This window comes from Mesorhizobium sp. M0208 (genome assembly GCF_040322015.1).
Lineage (GTDB): Bacteria > Pseudomonadota > Alphaproteobacteria > Rhizobiales > Rhizobiaceae > Mesorhizobium.
The window spans coordinates 1-18,636 of record NZ_JAMYSP010000063.1 but is presented as its reverse complement, the minus strand read 5'-3'; the positions used below and the strand labels follow the sequence as shown (position 1 = coordinate 18,636).

14 protein-coding genes are annotated in these 18,636 nt (G+C 59.4%); 5 read left to right on the top strand and 9 right to left on the bottom strand.

Translation table 11 applies throughout. From position 1 onward, the window contains the following. Window positions 1-189: 189 nt before the first annotated feature. Window positions 190-711 carry a helix-turn-helix domain-containing protein gene (locus NKJ17_RS32030; protein WP_352691720.1) on the top strand — a complete coding sequence of 174 codons (522 nt, stop codon included), beginning with the start codon at window positions 190-192 and terminating at the stop codon, window positions 709-711. A 283-nt stretch (window positions 712-994) separates the two neighbouring features. Here NKJ17_RS32030 and NKJ17_RS32025 read toward each other — a convergent pair whose 3' ends face one another. Both NKJ17_RS32025 and NKJ17_RS32020 read right to left on the bottom strand, forming a co-directional pair. Further along, window positions 995-2,050: a cytochrome-c peroxidase gene (locus tag NKJ17_RS32025; protein ID WP_352691719.1), complete on the bottom strand. Its 1,056-nt coding sequence runs from the start codon at window positions 2,048-2,050 to the stop codon at window positions 995-997. Window positions 2,051-2,840: 790 nt separating this feature from the next. Continuing rightward, window positions 2,841-3,143, bottom strand: coding sequence for a DUF982 domain-containing protein (locus NKJ17_RS32020; protein WP_352691718.1), 303 nt, complete (start codon window positions 3,141-3,143; stop codon window positions 2,841-2,843). A 568-nt stretch (window positions 3,144-3,711) separates the two neighbouring features. Between NKJ17_RS32020 and NKJ17_RS32015 the strand changes: the two genes are divergently transcribed. Continuing rightward, entirely contained in the window at window positions 3,712-4,182 is a 471-nt protein-coding gene (locus NKJ17_RS32015; protein WP_352691716.1) for a Ros/MucR family transcriptional regulator, read from the top strand. A 223-nt stretch (window positions 4,183-4,405) separates the two neighbouring features. On the opposite strand, the gene NKJ17_RS32010 is transcribed toward NKJ17_RS32015, so the two are convergent. Then, window positions 4,406-4,618 (bottom strand): cold-shock protein, encoded by a 213-nt coding sequence (locus NKJ17_RS32010; RefSeq protein WP_023679670.1) that lies wholly within the window; start codon window positions 4,616-4,618, stop codon window positions 4,406-4,408. Window positions 4,619-4,907: 289 nt separating this feature from the next. Further along, entirely contained in the window at window positions 4,908-5,204 is a 297-nt protein-coding gene (locus NKJ17_RS32005) for a hypothetical protein (protein WP_352691715.1), read from the bottom strand. An 890-nt stretch (window positions 5,205-6,094) separates the two neighbouring features. Between NKJ17_RS32005 and NKJ17_RS32000 the strand changes: the two genes are divergently transcribed. Together NKJ17_RS32000 and NKJ17_RS31995 are read left to right on the top strand one after the other, a co-directional pair. After that, window positions 6,095-7,597 (top strand): M16 family metallopeptidase, encoded by a 1,503-nt coding sequence (locus NKJ17_RS32000; RefSeq protein WP_352691713.1) that lies wholly within the window; start codon window positions 6,095-6,097, stop codon window positions 7,595-7,597. Between the two features lie 509 nt (window positions 7,598-8,106). After that, the gene (locus NKJ17_RS31995) at window positions 8,107-9,558 is read left to right on the top strand and encodes an NAD-dependent succinate-semialdehyde dehydrogenase (protein WP_502906593.1); all 1,452 of its coding nucleotides are present in this window, start codon (window positions 8,107-8,109) and stop codon (window positions 9,556-9,558) included. Window positions 9,559-10,389: 831 nt separating this feature from the next. On the opposite strand, the gene NKJ17_RS31990 is transcribed toward NKJ17_RS31995, so the two are convergent. The 5 genes from NKJ17_RS31990 to NKJ17_RS31970 all read right to left on the bottom strand — a co-directional run bounded on the left by NKJ17_RS31990 (window position 10,390) and on the right by NKJ17_RS31970 (window position 16,110). Then, window positions 10,390-12,393 carry a class I tRNA ligase family protein gene (locus tag NKJ17_RS31990; RefSeq protein ID WP_352691710.1) on the bottom strand — a complete coding sequence of 668 codons (2,004 nt, stop codon included), beginning with the start codon at window positions 12,391-12,393 and terminating at the stop codon, window positions 10,390-10,392. Window positions 12,394-12,731: 338 nt separating this feature from the next. Beyond that, window positions 12,732-13,511: a phytanoyl-CoA dioxygenase family protein gene (locus NKJ17_RS31985; protein WP_352691708.1), complete on the bottom strand. Its 780-nt coding sequence runs from the start codon at window positions 13,509-13,511 to the stop codon at window positions 12,732-12,734. Between the two features lie 515 nt (window positions 13,512-14,026). Beyond that, on the bottom strand, window positions 14,027-15,331 hold the full coding sequence (locus NKJ17_RS31980; RefSeq protein ID WP_352691707.1) for a lysine N(6)-hydroxylase/L-ornithine N(5)-oxygenase family protein: 1,305 nt from the start codon (window positions 15,329-15,331) through the stop codon (window positions 14,027-14,029). 203 nt (window positions 15,332-15,534) lie between these two features. Beyond that, complete coding sequence (locus tag NKJ17_RS31975; RefSeq protein WP_352691705.1) at window positions 15,535-15,726, bottom strand: iron-sulfur cluster assembly accessory protein; 192 nt, start codon at window positions 15,724-15,726, stop codon at window positions 15,535-15,537. Window positions 15,727-15,900: 174 nt separating this feature from the next. Beyond that, on the bottom strand, window positions 15,901-16,110 hold the full coding sequence (locus tag NKJ17_RS31970; protein ID WP_352691704.1) for a hypothetical protein: 210 nt from the start codon (window positions 16,108-16,110) through the stop codon (window positions 15,901-15,903). Between the two features lie 1,349 nt (window positions 16,111-17,459). Between NKJ17_RS31970 and NKJ17_RS31965 the strand changes: the two genes are divergently transcribed. Further along, complete coding sequence (locus tag NKJ17_RS31965) at window positions 17,460-18,140, top strand: OmpW/AlkL family protein (protein ID WP_031260882.1); 681 nt, start codon at window positions 17,460-17,462, stop codon at window positions 18,138-18,140. The last annotated feature ends 496 nt before the right edge of the window (window positions 18,141-18,636 follow it).

The window sequence follows — 18,636 nt, the reverse complement described above, 5'->3', positions numbered from 1 at the left end:
CTTGCTCGCTCCGCTGGCCTACACAGTTGATTGCGAACGACCCAGAACGGCTCTCGAAAACGAGCGTCGAACGAAATCAGATCACTGCTTGTTCTCCCTTAGCGTTGTTTGGCGTACTTTTATCGCGATGCCTCCAGTGGGGATGGTCCAAATTGCGCAAGCTCGGTCGAGTGATCGCGGAGAAGCTTAATGTCGACTAAATCGAAATTCATGGAGCGGTACGGACAACGGGTGCGAACCCGGGACGTCGTCCCGGTGTCGTCAGGCTCTCCCGTCCGACTGAGCCTCAGTTTTCTTCACGGCGCGAATACTCCTGAGGCCGCCCGGATTCTCCTTAAGAGACAGCTGCCGCTCAGGACGGCCCACGCGATACTCACGGAGATGGTCGATCACGGCAAGGCGTTCGTGACGGTTCCTTGCGTCGACGACCTATTGGCACTGAAGAATGAACTGTCGTCCGCAGGCGTGATCGCGAAGGTTCATGCGCCACGGCCGATAAGTGTTCGCGAAGTCCGGGATCGCACGAAGCTCTCTCAGGAGGCATTCTCCGTGAGGTATGGCCTCGATCTGGCAACGCTTCGAAATTGGGAGCAAGGTCGCTCGAAACCGGATGCAGCGGCGAATACTCTCCTTTGGACCATCGCCCCGAATCCGGAAGCAGTCGAAGAATCGCTGGACATGGAGGACGGAGTGGCTGCCCCATCGCCCTAGGGGGGGGGGGGGCCGGTCACTCGGGCGCGCGGCTATTCGGCCGCCAGCGCGATGGCCGGCCGCCGCGCGGTATCGACAGCGCGCGAGCCTCATGCGTCAGACGCCTTCCTTGGCATGTCGCACGGCAGATCCCAAACATGATTCCATCGCAACGAGCTGGTGACGGAAGCAGTGTCTGCACTTTGGAAACGAGCCATTTGCGTTCTCATGGAGGTCGCGATCGTCTCGTCCCAGTAAAAGTCGCAATCATTGCCAATTGCGATGTTCCGCAGTCAGCTGGCCGTTATTTTCCTAAGATCTGCATTATAGGCCGGGGTGTTGTCGCCGTTTCGGCGGGTAAGATGGGATAGGCGACCTCGGGTGCCTTTCCGGTCAGCGAGTTCAGGAAGGCAACAAGCAGGTCGACTTCTTCGTCCGCCAGTACCACGCCAAGCTGGGTGGTTCCCATGATGGCAACGGCCTGTTTCAGATCCCAAACCTTGCCCGAATGAAAGTATGGCGCGGTGAGTGCAACGTTGCGCAGCGGCGCCACGCGGAAAACATAGGAATCGTCGGCTGCATTGGTGACCGCAAATCGGCCCTTGTCTTTTTCCGGCAGGACCTCGGCGCTGGGCTGTTCCACGAGGCCGAATGGGTAATAGGCTTCCCCACCAACGTTGATGCCGGCATGACAGGACGAGCAGCCTTTGTCCATGAAAAGCGCCAGGCCCTGTTTCTGTTCGGAAGTCATGGCGGCGTCATCGCCATTGAGGAAGCCGTCGAAGGGGGCCGGCGTGACCAGTGTCGCCTCGAAGGCTTCGATTGCCTTGGCGACGTTGTCGAAGGTGACGCGATCGGCTTCAGCCGGAAAAGCTGCATCGAACCACTCGAGATATTGCGGCATCGACTTGAGCGTGGCGATGACTTGACCCGGTGTATTGGCCATTTCGACGCCGGCTTGGACCGGTCCCTTCGCCTGAGCCTTCAGGTCTTCGGCACGACCGTCCCAGAACTGGGCGATGTTGAAGACAGCGTTCAGTACAGTCGGCGCGTTGCGCGGTCCCTTCTGCCAACCATGGCCGATCGAGGTTTCATGATTGTCGTCGCCGCCGGTGGCCAAGTTGTGGCACGAGTTGCACGACAAGACGCCTGACGCCGAGACGCGTGGATCGAAGAACAGTGCCTTGCCGAGGGCGATCTTCTCCGGTGTGATCGGGTTGTTGGCGACTACCGGCGTGGTGGGTGGCAAAGCCTTGAAAGTGGCCAGTGCCGTTTCTCTGAGGTCTGCGGGGATCGAATCCGCAGCAAAAGCGATGGCTGTCAGCAAGGGGACAGCCATCGTACTGAATAGGATTTTCATAATGATCTCGCTGCATCGTGCACGCAGCCACTCTGGGATATGCGGCTCATGAACGCCCTGCGCTAGATCAGCTGCGGGAGAGGACCGGGGTCTGACACCTGTTTTCGCGGCAGAGATGGGACCGTCTCGGAAGTGAACGCTCTTCTCGATTGGATTTCAGGGAGCCGGAGGATCGCTGCTCGGCAAGCGGCGGCGCCGGAGCCGTGCTCCGGTTCTCTCTGCGCCTTCTACCATGAAGAAATCGGGTCCGCCGCTGTCTCAGATTTCGGTTCGGGTTATCTGTTCCGCTGCAGGTCCGGCTCGATTTCCGGCGTGCCTTCGCCAGATCGACGTTGGCCCAAATCGATCCGGGATCGCGTCTTGTAGCACGCTTTGCGGGACAATCTTACTTTCGACGTGGAGGGCCGTTTGGGCTGAGCGAAATTAACGAATTTCAAAGGGCGCCCAAGTAGCTGTTTTGATTGGCTTGTGAGGCCTATAGCCTCCATCGAGCGAATATTGGCAGACGAGGGAGCACAATTTTGGCCCCGTTTATCAGCTTCATGGGACAACTGCTTGCGATAATTACAGGGCAATTTACCGTCATGAATTTGAGAGAACCAAGTCCCACGCAGTGATTTTCACACCGGAAGCGTTGCAGTCCTGTCGCGAGAAGCTGATTTACAATAACAACAAGATGATTAACATCGTCATAGCGCGCAAGGCTATAGTACGCTCCAGATGCCGGCGAAATCTCGATACAATAACCCCATCGGCGTACCCGCTCCAGCCTCACACCGACTGACGACGCCTATACTTGCGCTTTTCCACTGTCCGACATGCAGGCAGCGAGCCATTGCATCGCGGAGGTTGCATCTTCCAATATGACGACCTGTTTCGCAAAGCGGAAAAAAGTCTTGCGGGCTGCGCTCGCAGGTTTTCGTCCGTTGTAGGCATCAAAGCACGCCCTGAGGGCGGCTTGGTAGATCCGGTCTCTGCGATCTTCTGGCCATTCGTTGAGAAAATCGATAGCATCCGCAGGACTGGCAATCTCTTGCACGATGTGCGCTGCACGCCTTACGAAAAGTGGGCTGCTGGAAGTCCCTGAGCTCATGCGTTCCTCCCGACCTGCTGAACCGCTAGTTTGCGTAAGGCGCCTCCTCTACACCCGCCCACCATTGCGGAATGTGTTGTCACAGCGATAGCGGTTCAATAGCAAAGCAGCGGCGTGATGTCCTCGGTTTACCAGCGGTCCAATCCCTAACATCCTGCTGCGAGAGCGGCTCACCGGATGAATCTACATCGTTTCGACCATTGCGAATCCACGCTTGATAGTTCCTCCACGCGCCACCAGGAAGCGGCCACTGCTCTGCCATGGATTTCACAGCCAAAGAGAGGATGGCGAAACAGAAATAGCCGGCTTCGTTTCGAGATTACTGGTCATTTCGGCGCAAAGCTTACGGCCGAGACGCGCCTGAAAATGCGCAAGCACCGCGGCAGGTCACCAACAACGGACGGATCAACGATCACGACGGCGGGATACCGCGCCATAGATCTCGCTGGACGAGCATCGCAATAATCGTGTCGAGACAATCGTGTCGAGACCTTTGTTGCTTTCAGCGGCGACCGCCACTATGAAGCGACGCTTCGCCGACTGTGTTTCACGCCGCCTGGAGAGTTTCATGACAGAAGAAGCCAAAAAAAACATCGACACCCTCATCGAGCTCACGGCCGATGTCGTCTCAGCCTATGTCTCCAACAATCCGATCCCGGTGGGGGATCTCCCTGCCCTCATCGGCCAAGTGCACGCGGCTCTGAAAGGGACGGCCGGAGGTGTCTCTGCAAAAGAGCCGGTTGCCCTTACGCCTGCAGTCCCGATCAGGAAGTCGGTGACACCGGACTACATCATCTCCCTTGAGGACGGGAAGAAATTCAAATCGCTAAAGCGCCATCTGTCGACCCACTATGGGCTGACGCCGGATGCATATCGGGCCAAATGGGGCCTGCCGGCGGATTATCCCATGGTCGCGCCGAACTACGCCGCGGCGCGCTCGTCATTGGCCAAGACAATGGGGCTCGGCCGCAAACCGAAAGCGCCGGAAGCGCCGGAGCCGGCGCCGACGAAGCGAACCCGCAAGAAGGTCGCGGCTTGATTTCGGCAATCGAGATTCGTTCTCGAGCGTTGCAGCCATCGGCTTAATCTGCGCGTCATATAAAAAGGCGGGGCCAACCCCGCCTTCCTTTCAAACAACTTTGTTTCATGAGGAATTCGCGACGCCTGCAGCAATCTGCTGCCCTCAGTTTTTGCTCGCTCCTATCGAGCGGCCGTGAGGACCTCCGGACCTACGCGCCAACTCTTGCCAGGACGCAGAAATTTCAACCAGCTTTGCTGAGGCTGCCAGCGGAGGATTTGCCAGTGCGGCGATCCTGCTCGATCTCATAGTTGATCTTCTGGCCGTCAGCGAGGGTCGAGAGGCCCGCGCGTTCGACAGCGGAAATGTGGACGAAAACATCCGGACCGCCATTGTCGGGCTGGATAAATCCAAACCCCTTGGTGCTGTTGAACCACTTTACCGTTCCAGTAGGCATATACGTGTTCCTCCTTAACAATTGCAACGTGGGCAGGCCATCAGGCCTGCCCGACTCATAGCCGAGACTTGGGCGCAGCAAAAAGCGAAAAATTGTTAAGCCCCGATCAGCTGGCGCACTCCATTTTGGCCGAAGTCGCCAGCAAGCAGTGTCCTACACTACCGCTCGAGCATGGCCGGAAGCGCCCGATCCTTCCAACGCTCCTCAGCGCCACGTCTATGGCTGGTGCTTGGAGGCACGGGACGTAAGGCCGACCGCTGCTCGTGCCGCCAAGTCAAAGGCGGGTAGTTCACGGAGCTACCTTCGTGCATAACGGCTTGGCAAGCGCTTGAAGGAGTTTCGAATTGGATTGTTTCAAGAGGGTCGATGGGTTAATCGATGCCACCAGCGTGGAAGCGATCGATAACGCGCGCGTTTTGCTGGACCAGTTCAAGAGCAAGTCAGAAACAATCGCCCAAGCGATCGACGACTTCTTACTTGATTTCATGACCTTGCTGTTTGTGGTAGAAGCTACCCGCGAGCGGTTCCACAATCCGGCGAGGCGGTTGGCGCGTATCAGATTGAGCAGGATCAGGCTGTTACTCACCCGATGCTCTTGACCTAAGGGACCACGCCGCCAGGGATGCGTTTGCAGCCGCAAAGAAGGCAAAATCTGTTCGCCGGCAAACCGAGCACAGCCAGTCGGTATTTACGCAGATGAATTCGACCGCGACCGCCAAATTCTCCTGTTTGGTACCCAGCGACGACGGCAAGCGCGGACAGCTTCCGTGCTGCTGTCCTCCAGCGACAAACGTGCCTGCATGCCCTTCTACGGCGAGCTCGACGGTTGTTTCTTACGTCTGACCAAGGTCCCGCGCAAACACTCCCCTTTCCTTTCGCGTAGCAACTCATCAGGCTCAACGGCCTCGCGGCAGGCGCATTACGCCAGAAGCGCGACCGCATCGTTTTTTCCCGCCCGAGTCCTACGATCTTCGTTGTCCAGCGCCTCGCCGATATCGCCCAAGTTGCCGATTTTTGGATCAGATCCGTCCTAGCGCGAGCAGGCTCCGCGCTCGAGTTGGCTGGGCTGCTCACGCCTCTGCCCTTCAGCATCGACCCGGTCTGGCTGTCGAGGACAGGGTTCCGCTGCGGCGACCAACATCTCCATTCTCACCGTCAGTGCAGCGGCCATTCGAAGCGCATCCTATACCCCTCCCCGGCAGCGCGCCCAATCGTCTTCCGAACGAAGAAGATATTCTCAGCCGCGCGCGTCGCGTTCGGCCCTGTCCGATGTCCGACAATGTCGGATGCGCAACATGGCAGAGCCCGATTTGTCCACTGCCTCGAACGGTTTTCTGATCTGGCACGGTGCATGCTTGGTCATCCGCAAGGCGTCGCGGACCAAGGAGAATCCGTCCCATGATCACCTCACCAAGAAATACCGCCGCAGGTCTCCTGGGTCCATCCAAAGATGAGGCTCGGGTAAGGCCTGGCTCCATGAAGAGCTTATTCATCTGGCTCGGCGCTACCCGCCGATCCTCCCACGCGGGGAGACGGGGACGCAGCGCCTTCATCAAAATTAGGGACAAATCACGTTGCCTCGAACCTTGCCTTTCGACCAGCCACCACAACCGGAGCCATCGATCGTCCGCCTGGCTGCGCAACGCGTTCATTGCCACCGCGCTGGCCCTGGTGACGACCGCTCCGGCTCTGGCCGCCACCGACGGCGGCAAGGTGACCGATTTCCTGCTCGACAACGGCATGGAAGTGGTCGTCATCCCCGATCACCGCGCGCCGATCGTCACTCATATGGTCTGGTACAAGATCGGCAGCGCCGACGAGCCACCCGGCAAATCCGGCCTTGCCCATTTCCTCAAGCATCTGATGTTCAAGGCGACGATCAACCACGCCGCCGGCGAGTTCGACCGAGCCGTCTCAGCCATTGGCGGCTACAATAACGCCTTCACCGCCTATGACTACACCACCTTCCTCGAGACGGTGGCGCCCTCGGCGTTGGGTGAGATGATGGGCTTCGAGGCCGATCGCATGTTCAACCTCATCCTCAACGACGATGATATCAAGACCGAGCGCGACGTGATCCTGGAGGAGCGCCGTTGGCACAGAGAGACGAACCCGCGGGCTCTGCTGGACGAGGAGGTCAACGCAACGTTGCGGCAGAACCAGCCCTACCGCATTCCGGTCATCGGCTGGATGCAGGAGATGGAGAAGCTGAACGGCACAGACGCATTCACCATCTACAACAAATACTACCGACCGAACAACGCCGTGCTGGTGGTGGCCGGCGACGTAGAGCCTGAGACGGTGAAGGCGCTGGCCGAGAAGACCTATGGCAAGGTTGTGCGCGGGCCGGACCTGCCCCCGCGCAACCGTTCGGTCGAGCCGGAGCAGAACACCAGGCGCACAGTGACGCTGACCGATGCGCGCGTTTCGGTGCCGAGCTTTTCCACTCAATGGGTGGTGCCGTCCTATCATACGGCAGAGCCCGGCGAGGCCGAGGCGCTCGACCTGCTGGCCGAGATCCTCGGCGGCGGTAACCGCAGCCGGCTATATCAGGAACTTGTCGTCAAGCAAGGCATAGCCTCGGCGGCAGGCGCCTCCTTCCAGGGCACCATGCTAGACGACACCAATTTCACCATCTCCGGCTCGCCGCGCGGCGATGCAAAGCTCGTCGATCTCGAAGCGGCGGCCGTTGCCGAAGTCGCCCGGATCGCCAAGGATGGCGTCACCAGCGACGAGCTGGACAAGGCCAAAGACCGCTATATCCGCTCGGTGATTTTTGCGCACCACGAGCTGGACCACATCGCCAACATTTATGGCAAGACGCTCACCACCGGTGGCAATGTGAAGGACGTGCTCGAGAGGCCGGACCGCGTCCGCAAGGTCACCACCGACGAGGTCAAGGCGGTCGCCGCGCGTTATCTGGTGCTCGACCATTCGACGACAGGCTATCTTTTGCCGCAGCAACAGGCGGGGAATTGATCATGAGCTCCATCCCCATGCAAATGCGCCGGCCGGTCTTCCCTCGGCGCGCCTTCGCCACCCTGTTCCTCTCCATCCTCTTTCTCATTTTGCGGGCGCTCGCCGGGTAAACGGGATCTGTTTAAAGCCGCGAGGAGCGGTTTTCGCGGGCCTTGCCAGGCATTTGCCGGTTCAGGCGTCATTATTGGGGTGCGCTCCTCCTCAGGCGAGCCTCTCTTCGAGTGGATAGAATCGCCGATTCGGGGTCCGCAGATTGTAGGCGCAGGCCACCAGCATCCACTCCGCGCGACTGGCGAAGCCGATGTCCGTTGTTCAATCGTTCGACTAGTAGAACCGCGAGGCATCTTCTAGCGTATTCAGGTATTCTCCGTTTCCAGTTGGGTACCGTGGTCTACCAGCTGTCTGGCCGAGGCCCTATAAGGAACCCGGACGTCGCGGAGTACACACCGCACCTGCTATATATACCTGCTGCGTTGAGGAGGAATCCGGTATTGCCCCTGTGCCTGCCGATGATCCGTCACCTGAGATCCCCTGACCTGATTGGACCCATTGATCGCCTGCCGGCACTTGGCACGCGGACTAGCGAGCGGACATTCGAGGTCCTCAACCCGTCGACTGGCGAAGTGCTGGCAGAACTACCCGACATGGGTGAGACATGCGCTGCGATCGACAAGGCCTATGTCGCTCAGCCTGGATGGGCAGGGTTGACCGCACGTGAGCGCAGCGACGTTCTATGGCGATGGCATCAGTTGATCATCGACCACGCCGACGATCTCGCCGAGATTCTCACCGCGGAGATGGGCAAGCCGCTTGCAGAAGCCAAGTCGGAGATATCGCATGCTGCGGCGTATCTGCAATGGTACGCCGAGGAGGCCAATCGCGTCTATGGCGAGACGATCTCCGCACCATCGATGGACCGCCGAATGCTGGTAATCAAGCAGCCCATCGGAGTTGTTGGCACGATAACGCCATGGAATTTCCCGGCCTCGATGGTGGCGCGCAAAATCTCGCCAGCCTTGGCGGCGGGCTGCACGATCGTCCTCAAGCCCGCTGAACAGACGCCGCTCGTGGCGGGAGCAATGTTCGCCCTCGCCCATCAGGCTGGCCTTCCCGAAGGCGTCGTCAACCTGATCTATGCGTCCGAAGGTGACGCGGTCGGCCGCGAACTTTGTACCAATCCCAAGGTCCGCAAGATCAGCTTCACCGGGTCGACTGAGATCGGGCGCCTTCTCATGCGCCAGTGCTCGGACCAGATCAAAAAAGTCAGCCTTGAGCTCGGCGGCAATGCACCTTTCATCGTCTTCGATGATGCCGATATCGATGCCGCGGTTGACGGTGCGATCCAGGCGAAGTTCCGCAATGCCGGCCAGACCTGCGTTTCGGCGAACCGCCTTTACGTCCAGTCGGGCGTTCACGACGAGTTCGTCGAGAAATTCGTGCAACGGGCTCGCCAACTTCAAGTTGGTGACGGTTTCGCTCCCGGAGTGGACATCGGACCGCTCATCGACAAGCACGCTTTGGCCAAGATCGAATCCCATATTGCCGATGCCGTCGCCAAAGGCGGCGCAATTCGATGCGGGGGCAAACGCATCGGCACGAATGGCACGTTTTTCCAACCGACAGTCCTGACCGGTGTCTCCAGCGAGATGACCGTCGCGCAAGAAGAGACATTCGGGCCGCTGGCACCGATTATTCGCTTCAAAGATGCGGATCAGGTCGTGCGTGAGGCCAACGACACGATCTACGGCCTCGCGGCCTACTTTTATGCCTCCAACCTGAAGCGTGTCTGGCGTGTGGCCGAGGCCTTGGAATATGGAATGGTCGGGGTAAATACCGGCCGGATGTCTTCAGAAGCGGCGCCGTTCGGTGGGATAAAACAGTCCGGCATCGGGCGGGAGGGATCCCGCCATGGCCTCGAGGACTACCTCGAAATGAAATATCTCTGCATGGGCGGCATCTGAATTTTCGGCTTGCAGGGTTCACAGACCGGGTAACCTAGCGAGCGATCTCCAAATATGTGAATTGTAGGATCGCTCCTCGATTGGGAACTGAGGGGCGACTCCGTACCCGAGCAAACACGCAATCCTGAAGGAGCACCCTGGCTGGGTTCATCTCTCGACGAGACAAGCGTCTGCATTGTCGGCGAAGACGGCGTGCATGTGACGGAGGATACGCTTGCGAGGGATTTGGCGGCCCTCGCCGAGTATCTTCAGGCGACGGGCTGTCGTTGCGCGGGTATGGTTGGAAGCTTGTGCACCATCGCGATCGTGAACGCTGGTTGTGCGCAATATCCGGTTTCTGGGGCAGAATTTTGAACCTGCTACCTTCCGATTGTCAGTAGCTCAGTTGTTCTTCGGCCGACTGCCGCGCCAGTACAGGCTCGGACAGAATCGAAGATACCATCAGGCAGGCATTCGCATTCGACATTTCCGGTGATCGGCGCACGATCCAGGGCGCGCCAGGTTGACCAAGCGCCTCGAACCGCATGACAGTCTTGACCGGCTGGAGGACGGAAATCCCGCGATGCCGAAGAGGTTGGTCAGCGCAGTCGAGCCCACACGGCATTTGCGGCACGAAACAGCAAGGGCTGGGAAGCGATCGGCCGAGCGGTCCTCGAAGGCGCGGGCCAGGGTGTCGACGATGCGTTGGTTCAGGTCCGCCAATCTGGTCTCTACCGTCTGATAGCGGCTTCGGTCGCCAGTGACAGCGAGTAAAGATATTTGGCATCATCGGCTTTGATTGCCGCGCAGATCTGGTCGAGATTGGGATAGCTCACTGGTGCACCTTTGGGCTCATAGTGCTTCCTCCTCATCGAGATGAGGATTGCCGGATTTGGCGTAGAACACCAACACGGGTCCGAGATCAAAGCGCGTCCCGGGCGCAAGGCGCTGGACGGACCGGGGCCATGTTTCGTCTGAGACGCCATTCATGCCTCGCGCCAGCGTTCTGGCGAATCGGGGCATCAGCGGAGCGAGTGTCGGTGCCAGGATCGCAGCGGCCGTCGTCTGAAGGGCTAGCGAAGTCCGATTGCGGGCGGGATAGAAACGTCGCGCCGCCGCATAGTCTTGCGCCCGACGGTAGATCACGCAATCGCGCACGAAATCGCAGACCTGAGCGGCCGCGCGCCGGAGCGAGAAGCCTTCGTCCGAATAGGCGCGTTCCATCGCCGCGCGATAGATCTCTATCCGAGCAAAGAAGGCGCGGTCGGCCGGGCTCCAGTCGCCTGCATCGGGTACATGGCCGCCAAAATCCTGCTGGATTTCCTGGTTCAACGCATCAAGCCAGTTCAGCCAAATCCCTTGGAACACCTCGTTCTCGGTGCGGCGCAGCGCGGCCAGCGTGAAATCCGTCCGCTCACCTTCCGGGCGTGTCAGGCCCAAATGGAGGCGCACGACGTCGACTGTCTTTGGGCTCAGAACCTCCTTGCCCCAGACCGCATGGCGGCAGCTGGTTGAGAACTTCTTGCCGTCGAGCAGGTAGAACTCGTTGACGTGATAGTGGATGCGTGGCGTCCAGTGGGAGAAGACCTCGGCGTAAAGAGCGGGGTAGAGTAGCGCGTGGTAGAAGGAATTGTCGAAGCCGAAGAAATGGACAATCTGCCAGTCGTTGCCGGGCATCTCCGCCTTCCAGTCGCGACCCAGCAAGCGGCCGAGCGCCTGGATGTTGTAAAGAAAACCGAAGGCCATTTCCGGCCAGACCCAGATCACTTGCCCCGGGAACCCTTCGGCCGGCAGGCCCCAGTCCGAGGGGTGGGTAATGGGCACTGAAAAGTTGCCGCGTCGGCGTAGGCGCGCGAAGAGATCCAAGATCCGTAGCGGGACGCCCGACGCCCTTAGATGCCGGTCGATATTGTCGTAGCATCGGTCCAAGGCAAGTTCCGGGCGGCGGACGGAGCCGACCAGCGGCGCCTCGGCAGACTGCCGTGACCGGGCTGCACCCAAGTCGTGGCAAAGGTTTGGGGCGCCGCATTCCTCGCAGATGTTGCCACCAGCGGAGCCGCCGCAATCGGGGCAGAGGCCGCTAACATCCGGCTCGTAAAGATAGTGGCCTGTCACAGCATCGAAAAGCGCAGGGCTCTGGCGCAGATCTACCGCCGTACTGCTCAGAAGACTGCGGAAACACGCGGCTTGAAACTCGCCGTAACCGTCATCGCCCATTGTGGGTTGGAAGCTGTGGACGTCACAATCGAGAAGTGCAAGCGTGGCGCGAATCTCGTCGGCGTAGTAGCGCGCCACGTTGGCAGGCGTCGATTGATCGGCATCGGCGCGTATAGTGACGTAGCTCTGGTAATCGTCGCTTCCTGTCAGGTGGTAGGCCTCTACCCCTTTCATGCGCAGGAAACGAGTATAGACGTCGGCGCCGAAATAGGGGCCAGAAAGATGCCCCAGATGCAGATCGCCATTTGGCGTTGGCGGCGTGGAGAAGACGAAGATCGGCCCGCGTGGAGCCGTGATCTTTGCAGCGGCATCAAGGGCGGCCTCGCCGTCTCGCCAGTAGACATCGACGAAGTCTAGGTCTTCGTTTCCGTCGTTGCGCAGCACATGCGCTTCAAAAGGGTGGAACAGAACGACATCGCCCGCCTCGACCGAGATTTCCCCACGGTCGGTAGTGACCTTGCCCGCGCCAGACAGGACCACGAAGGCCTCGATTTCGTCGTGCCGATGGGGCTCGGATGTAGCGCCCGGTGCCAGCCTACCGAACGAAAAACCCGTCCCGACGCTTCCCGTTCCGAGCGTGGCCATGTCGATACCGAACGCCCGCGACAGCTCCGTTCGAGAAAACGTGTATTTGCGCATGACAACGAACCTGAGCTGTTGAAGCAGTGGGATCTTCGGCTGCCAACGCAACAGCCTCTTGTGCAAGTTGCGCAGAGAAGCGGCAGCCCAACCCGTTGGCGGCCCCGGCCAGGATAATGCGACTCTGGGCCGCCAGGCGGGCGACGAGGGGGGCGCCAGTCGGGCTGTAGGCGTCATAGAAGACCGGCCTGCGACCACCTCCACAATCCACGTGCCGAAGCGTCGTAACGGGCTGCGGTCGATGCTCCGCGAGCCCGCAAATCAGAACGCCATACTCTCCGCGCATTTTTGAGCGGTCGATCAGTTTCGTGTGCATGCCTCCGCCTGGCTGCGTGAGCTCAATAGCGATAGAAAATTCCATTTGGGGGCTTGAGTTTGTCGAGATCGGCCACTTTGCCCTCGGGCGGGTTAAGGGCGCGCTTAAGCACGTTATATTCAGCGCGGGTCGGTCCACCGGTTGAAGCACGCTGGAACACCAAGTAGAGTGTCCGCCGCGAACGATTGCTTTTGTTCGGTCGTGAGTAGTGCGGTGCGTAATCGTCGAAGATGAAGATGTCGCCAGCCTTCCATGCTATGGGTTCCCAGGAGAACATTTCGGCGACTTGAGGATCGATCACCCCACCGGCATCCATGGGAAACACCCCCTTCTTGTGGTTGCCGGGGCTGAAGAAAAGCCCGCCGTTTTCCGGGTCGGAGTCGTCGATGCCTATGGCAACCACCGCATGGACCATCCGGTCGGGGAGTTTGTGTGGAATGTGATAAATGTCCTGATGCGGGAGATAGCCGCCGCTGTCGGGGTAGTGAAAAATCAGCAACTCCTTGAGCCTGCGCGAATCTTCACCAAGCAAATCCTCGACCGCTGACTTTATGCGCTGATCTTCTAAGAGCAAACGACGCAATGGATCATGGAAGTCGAGAAAATTCTCGATCTTGGAGATGATCTTTCGATTGTCCGTCGTCTTCTCGAACCACATGAGCCATTTATCATCGCTGACATCCCAGCGTGACATATCTTCGACAAAAGTAGAGATATCTTCCTGAGCCGCTGGAGCGAAGAACCTTTCGAGCCTGACGTATCCGTCTTTCTGCCACTTTTCTCTTTGTGCATCAGTCAACATGCGAAAAGCCTCCTGTTGGAAAGACTGGTTGGTCGGACATCCCAATTAGGGCAGTCGGGCGCTGGTCAAGTTGCGGGTCCACGGAGACGGACTCACGTCATGTGGGACGGCGATGCTAAGTGCGTTCCGCTCCGGCGGATATTGTCCGCAGAAGCTCGGCGCGAGACTGCCTATGTCAGGCTCAGCCGGGTCCAGGGGTTCCGTAAGCTGGGCCGGATCAATCGCTTCACCCGGTCCAGCTACGACACGCATCGCTAAAGGCCGGCACCATCCGCTGACCGCCGACCCAACCATGGCCATCAAGACCACGGCGCTCTTTCGAGTGAGCGACCTGGTACGGTCTTGACAACCGTAGGGGAAATGCACGCCCCCAGAATAATGCGATGCGCCGCTTGGTCCAAGGGCTTGTTCGGTCACGATGATTTCGGAGAAGCCGGAGAAGCCTCCGGCCTTCGCCGCAGCGGAGGCGGACATCATTCCTAGGATGCCACCGCCGATGACCAAAAGTCTACGAGTCATATCCCGCTGCCCATTTCTTCGGCCACGGGGTCGGGCCAGCTCTCGATCGAGGTATGGCTGATGAAGCCAGGATGCTCGGGCTTCGCGCATGGCGCGCGCCCAAGAAGGCTATCGAGGATGCGGCGCGCGCGCCAGGCTAGCAGGCTTAGGTTCGGATCGGCCAGGCCGCGCTGACCGAGGCTCGCGTTTTGTACGAAGATGCGTCTGTCATGCGGTCCGTCCCAGCTCACCGAAAAATCCTCGCGAATAGCTAATTCATTGTCGATCTGCTCCAGCCGGTGCGCGATGGGTTCCAAGAAGTCTGGCACCGCGTTCTCGTAACCGGTGGCCAGGATGACGATGTCAGCCGTGACTTCTTCGACCTCGACCATGCCGTGCTGCAGGGTCAGCCTGTTACCCGCGCCGGCGTTGATGCAGTGCGAGACGGTGCAGCCCGGCCGCAGTGTGATGTCGGATCGGTTTGGCTCGAAAAATGCGTGGCGGTACAGCGCCTGATAGATCGCGCGCAACGTGCTTTCCGAAATGCCGTCCGAGGCAAGCACGAAACGCCGCAGGAGCAGCTTACGCTGCGACTCGCTCATCGCCGCGAAACGATCCGAAAAGCAGGGCATGAACAACTCGTTTGTGAACGGGCTGTTGTCCAGAGGCAGATAGTTTTCGCGCTGCGAGACCCAAGTGATCGAGGCAGGCCGCCGTTCTTTCGGCAGGCCGATAAGATGCAACATCACCTCGGCTCCCGACTGGCCTCCGCCGACCACGCAGACATGCTTTCTCCGCACCTCAGGGTGGATGTGCAGTAAAACAGATGAGTGGAACAGGTTGCGTCCAATCCAGCCCTGAAACTGAGGCGGAATTTGCGCCTGCTTGCCAATGCCGACCACGACGTTTCTGGCGCCGAGAACCGCCTTATCCGTCCGCACCCGAAACTCGCCGTCAAAGCGGATTTCGTGCACGGTCTCGCCGCCACGGACAAGCGGGTTCCTGTGGAAGGCCCAGTTCAGGTACTGCTCAAACTCAGCTCTGAACACAGCCTCGAACTGTGCGTTCAGGAAGTGGTACAGACGCCCGCTCTCGTACAGGTAGTTTACGAAAGTGTAGGCTGATCGCGGATTCACCAGCGTGACCAGATCCTTGAAGTGGCTCACCTGGAGCTCTGAGGAATCGAAAGCGATGCCTGGATGCCAGCGGAAGTCGACCTGCCGATCCAGGAACAGTGCCCCTTGCCCAACTTGCTCGTGTATCTGACACGCAAGGCTCAAATTAGACGGCCCAGCACCGACCCCAACGCAAGATAACTCCACTTGCTTTCCTCCTATAGAGTCTTCCCACTAGGCGCTTGTTCGCGGCGAATATCGGCCATAGCCATTGGGCCCCCTCGCGGACGTTTCGATCCCCGGTGCCGACCGGATTTGCGAGAATTGTCCTGCGGGTTATCGAATGTAGACCCGAGCATTCCAGCGCGGTGACAATCGACGGGTCATGCCGGGGACGTGGGTTGGGGGCATCAACGTATATCCTTTCCGCCCGCCTCGATGACCGCGTCGCCGTTACGCGAGACGCTTTCCAGGCCCATTAGGTGTTTGAAGCCGGCCGAGTCGCCCGCCTCGACCATGACGCGCCGGCCTTTCGCCGGCTTGGTGGCAGGCAAGAGCGCGGGTTTCACTGCGGCGACGGCATTTTCGGTGCGCATGATCATGGACGACCTCTCGCTGATGCGTTCGCAGAATCCCGTGCATGGGCCGTGCCAGAGAAGGAAAACCTTGTTAAACAGTGGGTTGGCGGATTTGCGATCCTGTCGGAAATCCGACATTGAGGGGGGACGCCACCGGCGGCGCCCGATTTGCACGTCGATGTCGCCTTTTCCGAATAGCTAATCGGGCACCTTCTGCACCAGAATACTTCTCATGGAGACCAGCACGAAGCCTTCATGAACGGACAGTGCATAACCTGGTGTCTCTGCCGGACAGATCGCGACATGCCGTCTCCCATCGAGGTCGGCAGTTGCAAGAGCTGCCAAATCCTTCGCCCTATCGTGCCGTTGCACTGGCTCGATCCCGACATCCTCGGAGGCGGCGATCATGAAGAGTGACGCAATCTCATGTCCGCCGCGACGCCTCTCTCATGAGGAAGCAATTCTCTGTGTTGGTGTCGGATCGATGCTCTTGATGACATGGTTGCGGATGGGCATGCCCAGACCTGAGGCATCAATGATTGCGCGATCTGGGACCTTCACCAACTGGATTGTCGAATCTCTGTAAAGATAGCGGGAAGGAGAATTGCGTTCTGACCACTCTGCCGGTTCCAAAAGCACGACGCCATTCGGTCCCTGCGACTCAATCCAGGCGGAGGGATGAGGCCGCACAGCAGTCTTTTGCGCGCCCACCGGTCGGCCAGGATGGAGCCGTCGTAAACGCAGTTATTCGATGATCGCCGCCGCGGAGTCCTCAGGCTGTGCCGCGCACGACACCAGCGACGTAGTGGTCGTCGATCGCCCCGTCGCCGATGTCGATCCGAAGCTCGGCCAGTTTTGCGGTGAGCTTCATTGCTATTCCGCCGTGCCCACCGAGCTCGCACAGGAGGTTCTATCAGGCGGTCACGGCTGCACTCGTTGTCGGGTCTTCGACAAAGTCGGACATGAGACACACCGCAATCAGAGCCATGTCATTGTTGTGAAATGATTTTCACGTTTGGCACGACACGTGCAAGGCTATCCGCAAACGCGCTGCGGCAAGGACTGAGGAGAAATCATGCCATGATCAAGCTCGCCGAACATGCGGTCGCAGCCGCGAAAACTGGCCTTTCCGAGCCGACAGGACGTTGGGGCTGTTTTCCAGTCGACATCATTCTTCACGTTATCCGGACATGACCGTATTCGATTTCCGCCCAACGCTGAATGCCCCGTACGATGATCCCCATCTTTGGCTCGAAGATGTAGAAGGAGAACAGACACTTGCCTGGGCCGCCAGCCAGTCTGCCAGGACCCTGAGGCACTTCGGTGGAACACAGTTCGATCGCGACCACGAGGCCCTGACAGCGATCTTCGACCGTCCTGACAAGGTTCCCGTGATCACGCGCCGCGGTCAGTACCTCTACAATTCTGGCAAGATGCCGGAAATCCGCACTACTATGGCGCCGGGACCACCCTTGCCGCCTATCCGCCGATCCTGCTCGCCACCACGAAGCGGGACGACCGCGTCCCACCCGGGTCACGCGCGTAAGACGGCCGCAAGCTGCAGGCCTTTGGTTATCCCGCTTACTTCTAAGTGAGTACAGGTCGATGATTGCGAGCACGGCGCAAATAATGGGTGCGCGGTCCCACGCAAACTGCGCATGCAGCGCTCCGCCAATCACGCAATTCGAACAAGACTTTTCGTAGTTCAGTGCATCATTTCTAAACAGCAAGGAGAGAATATCATGGCGAGAAACCAAATGCGCGCGGCACGGGGAGTAACAGCGGCCGTTTTCCTCATCGTGATGGGACAGCAGGCCGTCGCGGCGGACCTTGCGCAAGCCGCGAGCGTCCCGCAGGCGGGAGCCTCGGTCACGGAAGCGCCAAGCCCTTGGCAGATCCGCCTGCGTGCGTTGGGGGTCGTCACTGAGGATTCGGGCTACGTCAAAGCAGTGCCCGGCTCCGATCTTTCCTATTCGAACACGGTGACGCCGGAACTCGATATCTCCTATTTCTTCACGGACAACATCGCCGCCGAGCTCATACTCGGCACCACCTATGCAAACATCGGGGGCCAAGGAGCGATCGGCGGGCTGGGCAAGATCGGCAAGGTTTGGCTGCTGCCGCCTACGCTCACATTGCAGTATCATGTTACCAATTTCGGCGCTTTCAAGCCCTATGTTGGTGCCGGCGTGAACTACACGATATTCTATAACCAGGATGTCGGCAGCGCCGACGCTCTCAAGGTTAGGAACACGTTCGGCGCCGCGCTGCAGGTCGGGTTCGACTACATGGTGGATCAGCACTGGGGCGTCAACTTCGACGTGAAGAAGCTTTTCCTCAAGCCAGACTTCGACGTCACGGTCGACGGCGCGAAGCTGACGGGGAAGGCTGCGCTCGATCCGTGGTTGATAGGCGCAGGTGTCACCTACCGCTTCTGATACGCAACGCGAAGGCGGCCCTGCTGACAGCCGATCTGAAATGAAGGGCGCCTCGGGCGCCCTTTCCACGCCGGCGGTGCACGGCGAGTCGACCCGGATCGATTAGAGGGGTGGGGCCTTGTAACCCTTGGGCGGGGAGGTGTCCGAAACGGAGGGATGTTCTGATCAACTTCATGCGATGACCATCCAACGCATAGCAGCCGATTGTCGCGGATACTTGAAGAAGCCGTTGTTAAGAGTGGGCGTCCCCGCCTGCACCCGACCAGGTACTTGCCAGCAGCAGCCGACAGGCTGCCCCGCGCCAGGGGCGCGAAGCCGAAGGGGGCAAGATCGCTGAAGCCTGCCGAAGAAGACCGGGCGCGGTTCACGAGCAGCCGGCGGGCGCCGGCCGGGCGGCGGGGCCCGAGGAAATAAATTGGAGTGGGGGGGGGGAGCCGGGTTTTAGGGGCGGCACAAAAAACGGTGGGTGGCCCCCCGCGGCAAAGACACGTAATAT

Excerpts from the sequence above, each read along its gene's own strand:
- NKJ17_RS32030 (WP_352691720.1), top strand. The coding sequence starts at position 190 with ATGTCGACTAAATCGAAATTCATGGAGCGGTACGGACAACGGGTGCGA.
- NKJ17_RS32025 (WP_352691719.1), bottom strand. The coding sequence starts at position 2,050 with ATGAAAATCCTATTCAGTACGATGGCTGTCCCCTTGCTGACAGCCATC.
- NKJ17_RS32020 (WP_352691718.1), bottom strand. The coding sequence starts at position 3,143 with ATGAGCTCAGGGACTTCCAGCAGCCCACTTTTCGTAAGGCGTGCAGCG.
- NKJ17_RS32015 (WP_352691716.1), top strand. The coding sequence starts at position 3,712 with ATGACAGAAGAAGCCAAAAAAAACATCGACACCCTCATCGAGCTCACG.
- NKJ17_RS32010 (WP_023679670.1), bottom strand. The coding sequence starts at position 4,618 with ATGCCTACTGGAACGGTAAAGTGGTTCAACAGCACCAAGGGGTTTGGA.
- NKJ17_RS32000 (WP_352691713.1), top strand. The coding sequence starts at position 6,095 with ATGAAGAGCTTATTCATCTGGCTCGGCGCTACCCGCCGATCCTCCCAC.
- NKJ17_RS31995 (WP_502906593.1), top strand. The coding sequence starts at position 8,107 with ATGATCCGTCACCTGAGATCCCCTGACCTGATTGGACCCATTGATCGC.
- NKJ17_RS31990 (WP_352691710.1), bottom strand. The coding sequence starts at position 12,393 with ATGCGCAAATACACGTTTTCTCGAACGGAGCTGTCGCGGGCGTTCGGT.
- NKJ17_RS31985 (WP_352691708.1), bottom strand. The coding sequence starts at position 13,511 with ATGTTGACTGATGCACAAAGAGAAAAGTGGCAGAAAGACGGATACGTC.
- NKJ17_RS31975 (WP_352691705.1), bottom strand. The coding sequence starts at position 15,726 with ATGATCATGCGCACCGAAAATGCCGTCGCCGCAGTGAAACCCGCGCTC.
- NKJ17_RS31970 (WP_352691704.1), bottom strand. The coding sequence starts at position 16,110 with ATGATCGCCGCCTCCGAGGATGTCGGGATCGAGCCAGTGCAACGGCAC.
- NKJ17_RS31965 (WP_031260882.1), top strand. The coding sequence starts at position 17,460 with ATGCGCGCGGCACGGGGAGTAACAGCGGCCGTTTTCCTCATCGTGATG.